13 protein-coding genes are annotated in these 13,740 nt (G+C 68.3%); 10 read left to right on the top strand and 3 right to left on the bottom strand.

Going from position 1 to position 13,740, the window contains the following annotated elements:
* Positions 1-180: 180 nt before the first annotated feature.
* Genes RJ05_RS16985 through kdpA form a run of 3 tightly spaced genes read right to left on the bottom strand, consistent with a single transcriptional unit; the run spans position 181 to position 4,884 of the window.
* Positions 181-1,050, bottom strand: coding sequence for a potassium-transporting ATPase subunit C (locus RJ05_RS16985; protein WP_036538424.1), 870 nt, complete (start codon positions 1,048-1,050; stop codon positions 181-183).
* Positions 1,051-1,066: 16 nt separating this feature from the next.
* Complete coding sequence (gene kdpB, locus RJ05_RS16980) at positions 1,067-3,214, bottom strand: potassium-transporting ATPase subunit KdpB (RefSeq protein ID WP_036538405.1); 2,148 nt, start codon at positions 3,212-3,214, stop codon at positions 1,067-1,069.
* On the bottom strand, positions 3,214-4,884 hold the full coding sequence (gene kdpA / locus RJ05_RS16975; RefSeq protein WP_036538404.1) for a potassium-transporting ATPase subunit KdpA: 1,671 nt from the start codon (positions 4,882-4,884) through the stop codon (positions 3,214-3,216). Before kdpA ends, kdpB begins: the two co-directional genes overlap by 1 nt.
* A gap of 458 nt (positions 4,885-5,342) precedes the next feature.
* On the opposite strand from kdpA, the gene RJ05_RS16965 reads away from it, so the two are divergent.
* The 10 genes from RJ05_RS16965 to RJ05_RS16920 form a co-directional block, all read left to right on the top strand.
* Complete coding sequence (locus RJ05_RS16965) at positions 5,343-5,498, top strand: hypothetical protein (protein WP_156090829.1); 156 nt, start codon at positions 5,343-5,345, stop codon at positions 5,496-5,498.
* Complete coding sequence (locus tag RJ05_RS16960) at positions 5,495-8,110, top strand: DUF4118 domain-containing protein (protein ID WP_036538400.1); 2,616 nt, start codon at positions 5,495-5,497, stop codon at positions 8,108-8,110. Before RJ05_RS16965 ends, RJ05_RS16960 begins: the two co-directional genes overlap by 4 nt.
* A gap of 65 nt (positions 8,111-8,175) precedes the next feature.
* Positions 8,176-8,883, top strand: coding sequence for a response regulator (locus RJ05_RS16955; RefSeq protein WP_036538422.1), 708 nt, complete (start codon positions 8,176-8,178; stop codon positions 8,881-8,883).
* Positions 8,884-8,947: 64 nt separating this feature from the next.
* A complete protein-coding gene (locus tag RJ05_RS16950; RefSeq protein ID WP_051016652.1) occupies positions 8,948-9,433 on the top strand; it encodes an OsmC family protein in 486 nt (161 codons plus the stop codon).
* Positions 9,433-9,720: an acylphosphatase gene (locus RJ05_RS16945; protein ID WP_036538399.1), complete on the top strand. Its 288-nt coding sequence runs from the start codon at positions 9,433-9,435 to the stop codon at positions 9,718-9,720. The genes RJ05_RS16950 and RJ05_RS16945 overlap by 1 nt, the downstream gene beginning before the upstream one ends.
* A gap of 31 nt (positions 9,721-9,751) precedes the next feature.
* Positions 9,752-10,504, top strand: a complete 753-nt coding sequence (locus tag RJ05_RS16940; protein WP_234012124.1) for a hypothetical protein — start codon at positions 9,752-9,754, stop codon at positions 10,502-10,504.
* Complete coding sequence (locus RJ05_RS16935) at positions 10,504-11,670, top strand: glutathionylspermidine synthase family protein (protein WP_036538395.1); 1,167 nt, start codon at positions 10,504-10,506, stop codon at positions 11,668-11,670. Before RJ05_RS16940 ends, RJ05_RS16935 begins: the two co-directional genes overlap by 1 nt.
* A 49-nt stretch (positions 11,671-11,719) precedes the next feature.
* The gene (locus RJ05_RS16930) at positions 11,720-12,169 is read left to right on the top strand and encodes a DUF350 domain-containing protein (protein WP_036538393.1); all 450 of its coding nucleotides are present in this window, start codon (positions 11,720-11,722) and stop codon (positions 12,167-12,169) included.
* Between the two features lie 130 nt (positions 12,170-12,299).
* The gene (locus RJ05_RS16925) at positions 12,300-12,719 is read left to right on the top strand and encodes a DUF1707 SHOCT-like domain-containing protein (RefSeq protein WP_036538392.1); all 420 of its coding nucleotides are present in this window, start codon (positions 12,300-12,302) and stop codon (positions 12,717-12,719) included.
* Between the two features lie 204 nt (positions 12,720-12,923).
* The coding region (locus tag RJ05_RS16920; protein ID WP_036538390.1) for a chromosome segregation SMC family protein at positions 12,924-13,740 on the top strand (817 nt) is incomplete at its 3' end.

The raw sequence follows: 13,740 nt of genomic DNA, 5'->3' as shown, positions 1-13,740 counted from the left end.
GATGGATCCGCGCGGATTGCGGCGCCCGCTCAGCTGAGGAACCTGGACGTTGCCATCGGGCCGCCGGCACTGGCCGCCGATGTGGCTGCCGGGCCGCCTCGAGTGATCGTGGCGACCGGCATACGGCACGCGCTGCGGTGCGGATGCCCGGATCGCTGACCACGACATCCGCACCCAGGGTCAGCTCCGGACCGGGTGGTCGCGGTCCAAGGCGAGGTTGAGCTCCACGACCCGGACGCGGGGTTCGCCGAGGAAGCCGAGCGTACGGCCGTCGGTGTACGCACTCACCAGGGCCCGTAGCTGTGCTTCCGTGATGCCGCGGGCAGCCGCGATCCGCGGGATCTGGAGTTCGGCGTAGGCGGGAGAGATGTGCGGGTCGAGGCCGCTGCCGCTCGCGGTGACGGCATCGGCGGGAACCACCGGGTCGGCGGGGGCATCACCGCGGACGGGAACGATGCGGCCGATCGAGTAATCCGCTCCCGGTTCGGCGCACTCCACCGGCACGCCCAGATACGCCGGCAGGAACGGGCGCGTGGGGCAGAGCTCGTTGACGCTGACCACCCGGACCGGTGCGCTCACTTCGCCGGCGCCATCACGCGGCCCGATCACCGACAGCACCGCGCCCACCCCGTCCCTCGTGCAGAACGGGCGGGAACCATCGACCCCCTCACGGTCGGCGATCTCCTTGCTGCGGGTGCACACGGTGGTGAGCAGGCCGGTGCGGTCGGCGGTGTCCACGATGTCCTCGGGTCCGAGGTTGCTCGCGGAGGTGGACATGGGGTCGTAGCCATCGCCGGCGGCGGACGGGCGGGACTGGAAGTACTGCGGCAACGCGTTGCCGTCGGCGTCGGTGAACGATTGGCCGATGAGGCTGGAGCCGACGGTCTTTCCGTCGGCGTGCAGCAGGGAACCGTCTGACTTGTCGTTCAATCCGGGCAGCTGGCCGGCCGCGAAGACGGTGAGCGGATAGGCGATTCCGGTGATGGCGGTCAGTACGAGCAGTGCCCGTACCGCGGCCAGGTGCTGGCGGATCCAGGTGGTTTTCCGCATCGAGAACACAGACATATCAGGACATCCCGGGGAAGAGGTGGACCACGAGGTCGATGAGTTTGATGCCGGCGAACGGCGCGACGATGCCGCCGAGGCCGTAGACCAGCAGGTTGCGGCTCAACAACGCCGAAGCATTGCTCGGCCGGTACTTCACCCCGCGCAAGGCCAGCGGAATCAACGCGACGATCACCAGGGCGTTGAAGATGACCGCCGACAGGATCGCCGACTGCGGGCTGGCCAGGCGCATGACATTGAGCGCATCCAAGCCGGGAAACAGCGAGACGAACAGTGCCGGGATGATCGCGAAGTACTTGGCGATGTCGTTGGAGATGGAGAAGGTCGTCAACGCTCCGCGGGTGATGAGCAACTGTTTGCCGATCTCCACGATCTCGATCAGCTTGGTCGGATCCGAATCCAGATCGACCATGTTGCCGGCCTCCTTGGCGGCCGAGGTGCCGGTGTTCATGGCGACGCCCACGTCGGCTTGGGCCAGCGCCGGTGCGTCATTGGTGCCGTCGCCGGTCATGGCCACCAGACGTCCGCCGTCCTGCTCCTTCTTGATCAGCGCCAGCTTGTCTTCCGGGGTGGCCTCGGCGAGGAAATCGTCCACGCCGGCCTCATCGGCGATGGCCTTGGCGGTGAGCGGATTGTCGCCGGTGATCATCACGGTACGGATGCCCATCCGGCGCATCTCGTCGAAACGTTCCCGCATGCCGTGCTTGACGACATCTTTGAGATGGACGACGCCGAGCACACGGGCGTGGCCGCCGGCCAGCTCGCCCACCACCAGCGGTGTGCCACCGGAGGCGGAGATACCGTCGACGATCGCGCCGACCTCGTCGGGTACCGAACCACCCTGTGCCCGAACCCATTCGGTCACCGCCGACGCCGCACCCTTACGGAGGCTGCGGCCATCGGCGAGATCCACGCCCGACATGCGGGTCTGCGCGGTGAACTCCACCCAGCTCGCCCCGGTCAGCTCACCGGGCGTGCGTTCGCGTTTGCCGTAGGCCTGTTTGGCCAACACGACGATGGAGCGGCCCTCCGGAGTCTCGTCGGCCAGGCTGGACAGTTGCGCCGCATCGGCGAGCGCATCGGCGCAGATACCCGGCATCGCCACGAAGTCGGCGGCCTGCCGGTTTCCGAGGGTGATGGTGCCGGTCTTGTCCAGCAGCAGCGTGTTCACATCACCGGCCGCCTCGACCGCGCGTCCGGACATGGCCAGCACATTGCGTTGCACCAGCCGGTCCATGCCGGCGATGCCGATGGCCGACAGCAGTGCGCCGATGGTGGTGGGTATCAGGCAGACCAGCAGCGACACCAGCACGATCCCGGTGATCCCATGCGCGTCGAGCGCGGCGCTGTCCGGCACGCCGGGATTGTTCGACTTGGCGAAGATCGCCATCGGCTGCAAGGTCGCCACCGCGAACACGAAGATGATCGTCAACGCGGCCAGCAGGATGTTCAGCGCGATCTCGTTCGGCGTCTTCTGCCTGCTCGCGCCCTCGACCAGGGCGATCATCTTGTCGATGAAGCTCGCGCCCGGTTCCTGGGTGATCTCGACGACGATGCGATCCGACAGCACGGTGGTGCCGCCGGTGACCGCGCAACGGTCGCCCCCGGATTCCCGGATGACGGGCGCGGATTCACCGGTGATGGCCGATTCGTCGACCGAGGCGATGCCCTCGACCACGTCGCCGTCGCCGGGTATCACCTCACCCGCCTCCACCACCACGTAGTCGCCGCGGCGCAGCTGCGGTGCGGCGATCCGCTCCTCGGTGACCCGAGCGCCGGGCGTCCAGCCGGGCAACCGGCGCGCGACGGTATCGGTCTTGGCCTTGCGCAGAGTGTCGGCCTGCGCCTTGCCGCGACCCTCGGCGACGGCTTCGGCGAGGTTGGCGAACAGCACGGTCAGCCACAACCACACCACGATCGCCCAGCCGAAGAAGCTCGGGTCCGCGAGCGCGAGCACGGTCGACCAGACCGCGCCCACCTCGACGATCAGCATGACCGGATTGCGCCACAGCGTGCGCGGGTCGAGTTTGCGCAGCGCTTCGGGCAGCGAGGACAGCAGCAGCGCCGGGTCGAGCACGCCGCGCGCCACCGTGCGTTTCGCGGTGGGGGCCGGTGCGGGGCCGGGTGTTTCGGTGACAGAGGTGGTCATCAGTGGATTCCTTCGGCGAGCGGCCCGAGCGCGAGCGCGGGCAGGAAGGTGAGCGCGACCAGGATCAGCGTCACCCCGGCGACCATCCCGACGAACTGCGGACGGTGGGTCGGCAGTGTGCCGATCGAGGCGGGGGTGCTGCCTTGGCGGGCCAGTGAACCGGCGAGCGCGAGCACGAGAATGATCGGCAGGAACCGGCCGAACAGCATGGCCAGGCCGAGGGCGGTGTTGTACCACTCGGTGTTGCCGGTCAGGCCGGCGAAGGCCGAGCCGTTGTTGTTCGCGGCGGAGGTGAACGCGTACAGCACTTCCGAGAAGCCGTGCGGCCCGGAGTTGAGCATGCTCGCGCGTTGTCCGGCCATCGCCATCGCGAGCGCGGTGCCCACCAGCACGATCAGCGGACTCACCAGGAAATAGGCCGCGGCCAGCTTGATTTCGCGCGGCGTGATCTTCTTGCCGAGATATTCCGGTGTGCGCCCGACCATCAACCCCGCCACGAACACCGTGATCACCGCGAGGATGAGCATGCCGTACAGGCCCGCGCCCACCCCGCCCGGCGCGACCTCGCCGAGCTGCATATTGAACATGGTCATCAGCCCGCCGAGGCTGGTGTAGGAATCGTGGAAGGAGTTCACCGCACCGGTCGAGGTCAGCGTGGTCGAAGCCGCGAAGGTGGCCGAATTGGCCACCCCGAAGCGCTGTTCCACGCCTTCCATCGACGCACCGATCGCGGTCGGGACGGTGCCGTGGTGCTGGAGCTGGAACAGGTTGGTCAGCGACACGCTCGCGAGCGCGATCGTGCCCATCACCGCCACGATCGCGTAACCCTGCTTGCGGCTGCCGACCATGCGCCCGAAGGTGCGCGGCAGCGAGAAGCTGATCACCAGGATCAGGAAGATCTCCAGCCAGTTGGTCCAGGTCGCCGGATTCTCGAACGGATGCGAGGAATTGACGTTGTAGAAGCCGCCGCCGTTGGTGCCGAGCTCCTTGATGACCTCCTGGCTCGCCACCGGCCCGCCCGGGATGGTCTGTTCGCCGCCCACGATCGTCTGCGTGAGCTGATCGTGGACGTGGAAGTTCTGGATCGCTCCGCCGGCGATCAGCACGATCGCCGAGACGAACGCGATCGGCAGCAGGATGCGCAGGGTGCCGCGCACCAGGTCGACCCAGAAATTGCCCAGATCCCCGGTGTGCCTGCGGGCGAAGCCGCGCACCAGCGCCACCGCCACCGCCATTCCGACGGCCGCGGAGACGAAGTTCTGCACCGCAAGACCCGCCATCTGTACCAGATGGCCCTGGGTGGATTCGCCGGAGTAGTTCTGCCAGTTGGTGTTGGTGACGAAGCTGACCGCGGTGTTCCAGGCCAGCGCCGGGGTCATCTCGGTGCCCGGATCATCCAGATGCCAGGGCAGCACACCCTGAACCAGCTGGAATCCGAACAGCAGCAGCACACCGACGGCGGAGAAGGCGAGCACGCTGCGCGCGTACACCGGCCAGGTCTGCTCGACCTCGGGCTGCACGCCGATCAGGCGAAACAGCAGCCGCTCGAACCGCGAATGCCGGGTGCCGTGGTAGACGCGATACATGTAATCGCCGAGCGGCACATGCACCAGGGCCAGCGCGACGATCAGGGAGACGACGAACACGATCCCCGCGGTAGTGGTACTCACTAGAACCTCTCCGGGAACAGCAGCGCGGCCACCATGAACCCGGCCACCGCGACAGCCAGCACCAGTCCGACGAGATTGGCGATCACAGCCGCTCCACCCCCCGCTGGATCAGGCCGAGAATCGCGAACAACGCGATCGTCAGCACGGCGTACACCACCACAGACATCAGTTCCAGACCTCCTTCGCGCTTCGGGGGTGAAGCGCGCCGGAGATCGAGTCAAGCGCCCAGAAGGGCACTCGAGGCTCGTCCTTACGACTTCTTGGCGGTGCCGGGCGCGGCATTTGCGTTTCGTTGACGCCTCATCCGGTCACCCGGAAGGAAGCTGTCAAAGACGACGGCCAGGCCGTAAGGAGACCGTAAAGACGCGGCTCGCGCCCGAAACGCGCGGTAGAAGTGGGACACCGGCCAGTCGGAATCCCGCACCCGACCGGTGCACAGGTTGTGGAAGGAGTTCCTCGTGTCGGTTGTGACCATTGCGGTCGTCTTCGGCTTCCTCTGTTGTGCGCTGATCATCCGCATGATCGGCCTGCGACAGGAACGCCGCGACCTGCGGGTGCTGCCCGTGCGCCCCGCTCGGGCAGCACAGGCGCGACGCGCGATGATGGACGAGTGAAGCGCGGGCAGCTGCGGATCTACCTGGGAGCCGCGCCGGGAGTCGGCAAGACCTACGCCATGCTCGGCGAAGCGCACCGGCGGCTGGAACGCGGCCGCGATGTAGTTGCCGCCGTCGTCGAAACCCATGGGCGCGCCAAGACCGCCGCCCTGCTGGACGGGATCGAGCAGATTCCGCCGAAGATCATCCGATACCGCGGCACGGCGTTCCAGGAACTCGACGTCGCGGCGGTGCTGCGGCGCGCGCCGGCGGTGGTGCTGGTCGACGAGCTCGCGCACACCAACACACCGGGCAGCAAGAACGAAAAACGCTGGCAGGACATCGAGGAACTGCTCGACGCGGGCATCGATGTGATCTCGACGGTCAATGTGCAACACCTGGAAAGCCTCAACGACGTGGTCGAGCAGATCACCGGCATCCAGCAGCGCGAAACCGTGCCGGACGCGGTGGTGCGCGGCGCCGAACAGGTCGAACTGGTCGACATCACCCCGGAGGCGCTGCGCCGCAGGATGTCGCACGGCAACGTCTACGCCGCCGAGAAGGTCGACGCCGCGCTGCGCAACTACTTCCGTCCCGGCAACCTCACCGCACTGCGCGAACTGGCCCTGCTGTGGCTGGCCGACCAGGTCGACGCCGCGCTGGCCAAATACCGGGCCGATCACCGGATCACCGAACTGTGGGAGGCCCGCGAGCGGGTGGTGGTCGCGGTGACCGGCGGCCCGGAATCGGAGACCATCGTGCGCCGCGCCAGCCGAATCGCGACCAAGTCCAGCGCTGATCTGGTCGTGGTGCATGTGGTGCGCGGCGACGGCCTGGCCGGGGTGTCCACCGCGCGGCTGGCCAGATTGCGCGAACTCGCGGCCAGCCTGGACGCGTCGCTGCACACCGTGACCGGCGAGGACGTGCCCGCGGCACTGCTGGAATTCGCCCGCGAGGTCAATGCCACCCAGCTCGTGCTCGGCACCTCACGGCGTTCCCGCTGGGCGCGCATCTTCGACGAGGGTATCGGTTCGGCGGTGGTGCAGCAGTCCGGCAAGATCGACGTCCACATGGTCACCCACGAGGAAGCCAACCGGGGACTGCGCAGATCCTGGGCGATGCTGCGGCACCCGGTGTGGGCATGGGTGGCGGCGGTGGTGGTGCCGGTGCTGGTCTGCCTGTTCGGAGTGCAGGTGCTGGATCAGATGCTGGAACTCGGTGGGATCAGCGCCGTGTTCTTCGTCGGCGTGGTCGCGGTCGCCCTGCTCGGTGGGGTGCTCCCGGCCGCGTTCACGGCGTTGTTGTCCGGATTCCTGCTGAACTGGTTTTTCACCGATCCGCGCTACAGCCTCACGGTGTCCGAGCCCGACAATGCCATCACCATCGCCGTGCTGTTACTGGTTGCGGTCGCGATGGCCGCGCTGGTGGACCGCGCGAGCGCCCGAACCCGGCAGGCGCGCAAGGCTTCCCGGCAGGCCGAGCTGCTGACCGTCTTCGCCGGGGCGGTGCTGCACGGTGCGGATCTGCCGAAACTGCTCGAACAGGTCAGGGAGACCTACGCCATGCGGGCGGTCGCCCTGGTGGCGGGGGAGACGGTGCTCGCGGCCGTCGGCACCGACCCGCCGACGCAGCCCGCCGAGGCCGACACCACCATAGAGGCCGGCGACAGCGTGCATCGGCTGTTGCTGTCCGGTCGCCCACTGACCGCCGGGGATCGTCCGGTACTGACGGCCGTGGCCAATCAGGCCGTCGCGTTGCTGCGACAGGCCCGCTTGGCCGAGGAAGCCGGCGCCGCGGCGGCCCTGCTGGAAGCCGACCGGCTGCGGCGCGCGCTGCTGTCGGCGGTCAGCCATGATCTGCGCACCCCGCTGGCGGGGGCAAAAGCGGCGGTGTCGAGCCTGCGCAGCGATGACGTCGAGTTCTCACCCGAAGACACCGCCGAACTGCTGGAGACGGTGGAGGAATCGGTGGACCAGCTCACCGCGCTGGTCGGCAACCTGCTCGACTCGTCGCGGCTGGCGGTCGGTGTGGTGTCGCCGCAGCTGCGGCAGGTCTACCTGGACGAAGTGGTGCACCGCGCGCTGGTCGGTGTCGGCATGGGCGCGCGCGGGCTGCGACGAGCGGCGATGGACCGGGTGGCGGTCGAGGTGGACGCGCTGTCGGTGCGCGCCGACGGCGGGCTGCTCGAACGAGTCCTGGCCAACCTCATCGACAACGCGATGCGCCATTCCACCCCGGACACGCCGATCCGGATCACCGCCGAACGCGACGGCGGCAAGGTCGCGATCGCCGTCGTCGATATCGGGCCAGGCGTCCCGGCCGGCGCCGAAGAGCAGCTGTTCGAACCGTTCCAGCGGCTCGGCGACCGGGACAACACCACCGGCGTCGGGCTCGGGCTATCGGTGGTACGCGGCTTCGTCGAAGCGATGGGTGGCACGGTGCATGCCGAACCGACGCCAGGTGGCGGCCTGACCATGCTGGTCGAGCTGCCGGCGGGCGAGGACGCGGCGCCGCCACCGGACCCGGCACCCGAGGGCGATGCGTCCGGCGAGTCCCCGGCGACAATGGATGCGGCGGGCCGATCGCGCGGCGACGATCCGGCCCAGGGAACCGACCGCGCCGAAGTGACGTGACCAGCACCGCCGCCGACCGCACGCACCAGGACTCCCGGTGCCTCCGAATCGACCAGGAAGCCGCGATGACCGACAAGTCGCCCGACGCGATCGCCACCAAGGTGCTGGTGGTCGACGACGAACCGCAGATCGTGCGCGCGCTGCGCATCAACCTGTCCGTGCGCGGCTACGAGGTCTTCACCGCGGGCACCGGGACGGCCGCGCTGCGGGTGGCTGCCGACCGGCATCCGGATGTGGTGATCCTCGATCTCGGGTTGCCGGACATGGACGGCATCGACGTGCTGGCCGGCCTGCGCGGCTGGACCTCGGCGCCGGTGATCGTGTTGTCGGCGCGCACCGACTCCTCCGACAAGGTCGAGGCGCTCGACGCCGGCGCCGACGACTACGTCACCAAGCCGTTCGGCATGGACGAACTGCTGGCCCGGCTGCGCGCGGCCGTGCGGCGCGGCGCCACCGACGGCGACGCAGGCGACCCGGTGGTGGCGACGGCCTCGTTCACCGTCGACCTCGCCGCCAAGAAGGTCACCAAGAACGGCGCCGACGTGCATCTGACGCCCACCGAATGGGGCATGCTCGAGATGCTGGTGCGCCACCGCGGCAAGCTGGTCGGACGTCGTGAACTGCTGCGCGAGGTGTGGGGTCCGTCCTATGCGACCGAGACCCACTATCTGCGCGTCTACCTCGCTCAGCTGCGCCGCAAGCTCGAAGACGATCCCTCGCGGCCCAAGCATCTGCTCACCGAAGCGGGCATGGGTTACCGCTTCCAGGAATGAGCGCGTCGGCCGTGATGTTGGCAGGCGTGCATCGCCGCCGAACCGAGATGGCAGGATCGTCCCCATGGCTGAACACACCGCCGCACCCGTGACCGACACCGCCGCCGTGTCCACCACCACCGCCGCACCCGGATCGACCACCCTGTGGGTCGAGCGCACCGGGACCCGGCGCTACACCGGACGCAGCTCGCGCGGAGCCGAGGTCTTGATCGGATCGGAAAACGTGCCGGGCGTGTTCACCCCCGGTGAGCTGCTGAAGATCGCACTCGCCGCGTGCTCCGGGCTCAGCTCGGACTTCCCGCTCTCGCGCCGCCTCGGCGACAACTACGACGCCACCATCCGCGTCTCCGGTGCCGCCGACCGCGAGAACGAGGTCTATCCGCAGCTCGACGAGGTCTTCGAGCTCGACCTCAGCGAACTGGACCCCGAGGCCCGCGAGCGACTACTGGTCACCGTGCAGCGCGCCATCGACAAGGTGTGCACCGTCGGGCGCACCCTGAAGGCGGGCACCAACGTCACCCTCTCGTTCGATATCGACACCGCCGACTGATGTCGCAGGCCTCGCAGCAGGTTCGGCTCAGCGCCTGGGTGCACGGTCTGGTGCAGGGCGTCGGCTTTCGCTGGTGGACCCGGTCGCGCGCATTGGAACTCGGCCTCACCGGGCATGCGACCAATGCTCGCGACGGCCGCGTGCACGTTGTCGCGGAGGGCCCGCGGGCCGCCTGCGAACGCCTGCTCGAGCTGCTTCGCGGCGGCGAGACACCCGGCCGTGTCACCCTGGTGGTGGAGAACTGGGAGCCCGCACGCGGCGATCTGAACGGATTCGAGGAGCGCTGAATCGACCGACCGGCCGGGGAGGAGAGCACAGATGAGCGAAACTCCGAATACCGGAGGCCGGCCCGAGGACGAGGGTGCCGGCGGCGACGCCGCTAAGGGCCCCGCAGCTGGGCCGGGCCCTTCGCAGGCGCCCGGTCAGCCGGAATCCGATCGTCCGGAGCCGGGGCAGCGACCCGAGCACCCGGAGTCCGAGCGGCCCTCGTTGTCGAAGCCGGAACCGCAGCAGCCGACGCCGGAATCTCGCGGCCACACTCCTCGTCCGGGCAGCGTCCACCGCCAAGAACCCGGCGTGACCCAGCCGCGCCCGCCCACCGTCGCCGAAGCCCGAGCCAGGGACAAGGCGCGCAGAAAGGCCGAAGCCGAGGCGCAGGCCGCGGCCGCGCGCGAAGAAGCCGCTCGCCGCACCCGCAAGCGCGTGATGATCGGCGGCGCCGCCGTGGTGGGTGTGGCGGCTCTGGTCGGTGGTGGCTATCTGGCCTACCGGGCGGTGGCCGCGCCGGACCGGGTCACCGCCTACTGCACCGTCATCGACGAGGACGGCAAGGAGACCGTGGTCGAAGACGACCGGTGCGGCCGGGCGAGCTCGGCGGGTCATGCCGGCGTCGGCGGCATCTTCATCTACAACGGTATGCAGTACCGCTATTACTACGGCGGCAACAACACCGTCGGCCAACCGCCCACCGGCGGGACCACGGTCAAGCCCAAGGGCGCGGAGATCACCACCAAGAGCGGCACCGTCATCCAGCGCGGCGGGCTCGGCAGCAAATCCGGCGGAGGTTCCTGATGCGCCGGGTCCGCGATACCCCACGTCCGGGCTGGCAGCAGATCACCGAGGACCAGGGCCTGGTCTACGGTGCGCCCGGCCGCGACGCCAGCGGTAATCCGCGCCCGTACTGGGACGAATCGGTGCACTACGAGTTCGAGATGGATGAGATCCTCGCTCTGGAAGCCGATGTCGAACTGCTGCATTCGATGTGCCTGCGCGCCGTGGAACATGTCGTGCTCACCGAGCGTTTCGGCGATTTCGGGCTGCCCGAATGGAGTTGGGGGCCGATCGCCGAATCCTGGCGTCGCGGCGACCCGTACGTCTACGGCCGTTTCGATCTGCGTTACGACGCGCGCCGCCCGGCCAAGCTGCTCGAATACAACGCCGACACGCCGACCTCGCTGCTGGAAGCGGCCATCGTGCAGTGGCATTGGCTCACCGACCGCTATCCCGGTGGGGATCAATGGAATTCGCTGCACGAGAAGCTGGTGCAGCGCTGGTCGGATCTGCGCAGCGGCCTGCCCGGCACGCATCTGCACTTCACCTGGTCCGGCGCCGACGCCACCGGCGAGGACAACGTCACCACCGCCTACATGCAGGAGACCGCCGCCGAGGCCGGTTTCGACACCATCGCGCTGCCCATCGAGGAAGTCGGCTGGGACACCGAACTGGACCGGTTCGTGGATCTGGCCGAGGCGCCGATCGAGGCGATATTCAAGCTGTATCCGTGGGAATGGGTGCTCGACGACGAATTCGGTAAACGAGTGGTCGATTCGCTGCCCGAGACCGCCTGGATCGAACCGCTGTGGAAGACGCTGCTCAGTAACAAGGCGATCCTCGCGGTGCTGTGGGAAATGTATCCCGGTCACCCGAACCTGTTGCCCGCCTATCTCGATCAGCCCAATGAGCTCACCGAATACATCCGCAAACCGAAGCTCGGCCGCGAAGGCGCGAATATGACGATCGTCGGCGCAGGGCTGGAAACCGCCACCGGCGGGGTGTACGGCGAGGAAGGCTACGTCTACCAGCTGCTCGATCCGCTGCCTGTCTTCGACGATATGCGTCCGGTGCTGGGCACCTGGGTGGTCGGCGATGACGCGGCGGGACTGGGTATCCGCGAGACCGCGGGCCTGATCACCGACGACGGCGCCGCCTTCGTGCCCCATCGGATCATCACCGAATAGATTGCGAGGGCGCACCGCGCCCCATTCGACGTCCCTCGGAAGGATCACGATGACCGCTCTGGCCCTCGATTCGAGCTACTGGAGTTCGCTGGCGGACGGCGTGGGGGCCATCCTGCTCTACGCCGTCGTCGGGTTGGTGCTGATGGTGATCGGTTTCTACGGCATCGACCTGACCACGCCCGGGCGGCTGCGGGCACTGGTGGCGGACGGACGGCCCAATGCCATCGTTGTCACCGCGGCGGGCATGATCAGCATGGCGTTCATCGTGGTGCTCGCGATCTTCTCCGCGGGTGGCCGGTTGCTGGAGGGTTTGATCGCGGCGGCGGTCTTCGGGCTGGTCGGCATCATCGCGCAGATCGTCTCGGTACGGGTGGTGGAGAAGGCGATCGGCATCGACATCGGTGCGGTCATGCACGCGGACCGGTTCGCCATCGAAGCGCTCATCGTCGCGGCCGCGCATTTCGCGCTGGGTCTGGTCGTCGCCTTCGCCATTCTCTGATCGCCGCTGACATCACGGGCCATCGAGGCAGCCCTTGACATTCCACTGTGGAAGGCGCATCCTTGATTCGTATTCCACTGTGGAATGTGGCTCGATCGTTCGCATGCGGGCCCTGTCGTTAGGAGCAGCTATGGACATCTCGCCGGGTACCCGCGCTTCCGACGCCGAGCGCGCCCAGACCGTGGAGTTGCTGAGCAGGCACCTCGCCGACGGCCGGCTCGACCTCGCCGAATACGACCAGCGGGTGGCGACGGTGTGGGCCACCACCACCCGCGACGATCTCGGTCTCGTGCTCTCGGACCTGCCGAAACTGCCGAAGCCGCGCACCGAAGAGCCGCGGCGGCCGCGCATCCCGGTCTGGCAGCGCATCGAAGCCGCCTCCTGGGTGTCGGTCAGCGTGCTGGTGCTGGTGATCTGGGGCACCATCTCGCTGGCGGCCGGCGAATTCACCTACCCGTGGCCGATCTGGGTGATCGGGCCATGGGGTGCGGTGCTGGCCTTCCGCGCGCTCACCGGATTCGAATCCGGGCGGTTCTGCCGTTCGGCCTGATCCGGGCGCGGATGCTGCCGGTGTGCTGTACTGCGGGTTCGGTGGCCCGGCGGCGCCGGTGAAATGCCGGGGATTCGGCGGCCGGTGATTAGCCTGGGGTGGACCGCGCCCCGTCGCGGGCGGCTACCATGACTGGTCGCCGGATACGACGGGGCGGTGCCGGGCCAGTGCTCTCCACGGCAGTACACGGAAAGGTCGCCGGATTTGCATCTGAAGAGCTTGACGTTGAAGGGGTTCAAGTCCTTCGCGTCCGCGACGACGCTGCGGTTCGAGCCGGGGATCACCTGTGTGGTCGGGCCGAACGGATCCGGGAAATCCAACGTCGTCGACGCGCTCACCTGGGTGATGGGCGAGCAGGGAGCCAAAGCCCTGCGTGGCGGCAAGATGCAGGACGTCATCTTCGCCGGCACCGCGGGCCGGGCCGCGCTCGGGCGCGCCGAGGTCACGCTGACCATCGACAATTCCGACGGTGCGCTGCCCATCGATTACGCCGAGGTCTCCATTACCCGCCGGATGTTTCGCGACGGCGCCGGTGAATACGAGATCAACGGCAGCTCTTGCCGGTTGATGGACGTGCAGGAATTGCTCAGTGACTCCGGCATCGGCCGGGAAATGCACGTCATCGTGGGGCAGGGCCAGCTCTCGGCGATCCTGGAATCACGGCCGGAAGACCGTCGCGCGTTCATCGAAGAAGCCGCCGGCGTGCTCAAGCACCGCAAACGCAAGGAAAAGGCGGTCCGCAAGCTCGACGCCATGCAGGCCAATCTGGCCCGGCTCACCGACCTCACCACCGAGCTACGCCGTCAGCTCAAACCGCTCGGCAGGCAGGCCGAGGTCGCCCGCCGCGCCCAGACCGTGCAGGCCGACCTGCGCGATGCCCGGCTGCGCCTGGCCGCCGACGACCTGGTGACCAGGCGTCGCGAGCTGGAAAGCCAGCAGAGCAAAGAGGCATACGCCCGCGAACAGCAGATCACCGTGCAGTCCGAACTGGACGCCGCCAGTGCCGCGCTGGCTCAGCAGG

It is taken from the genome of Nocardia cyriacigeorgica NBRC 100375 (genome assembly GCF_000308555.1).
In the GTDB taxonomy this organism is placed as follows: domain Bacteria; phylum Actinomycetota; class Actinomycetes; order Mycobacteriales; family Mycobacteriaceae; genus Nocardia; species Nocardia cyriacigeorgica.
Note: the sequence above shows the minus strand (reverse complement) of the source record. Positions and strands in the feature narration are given on the sequence as shown.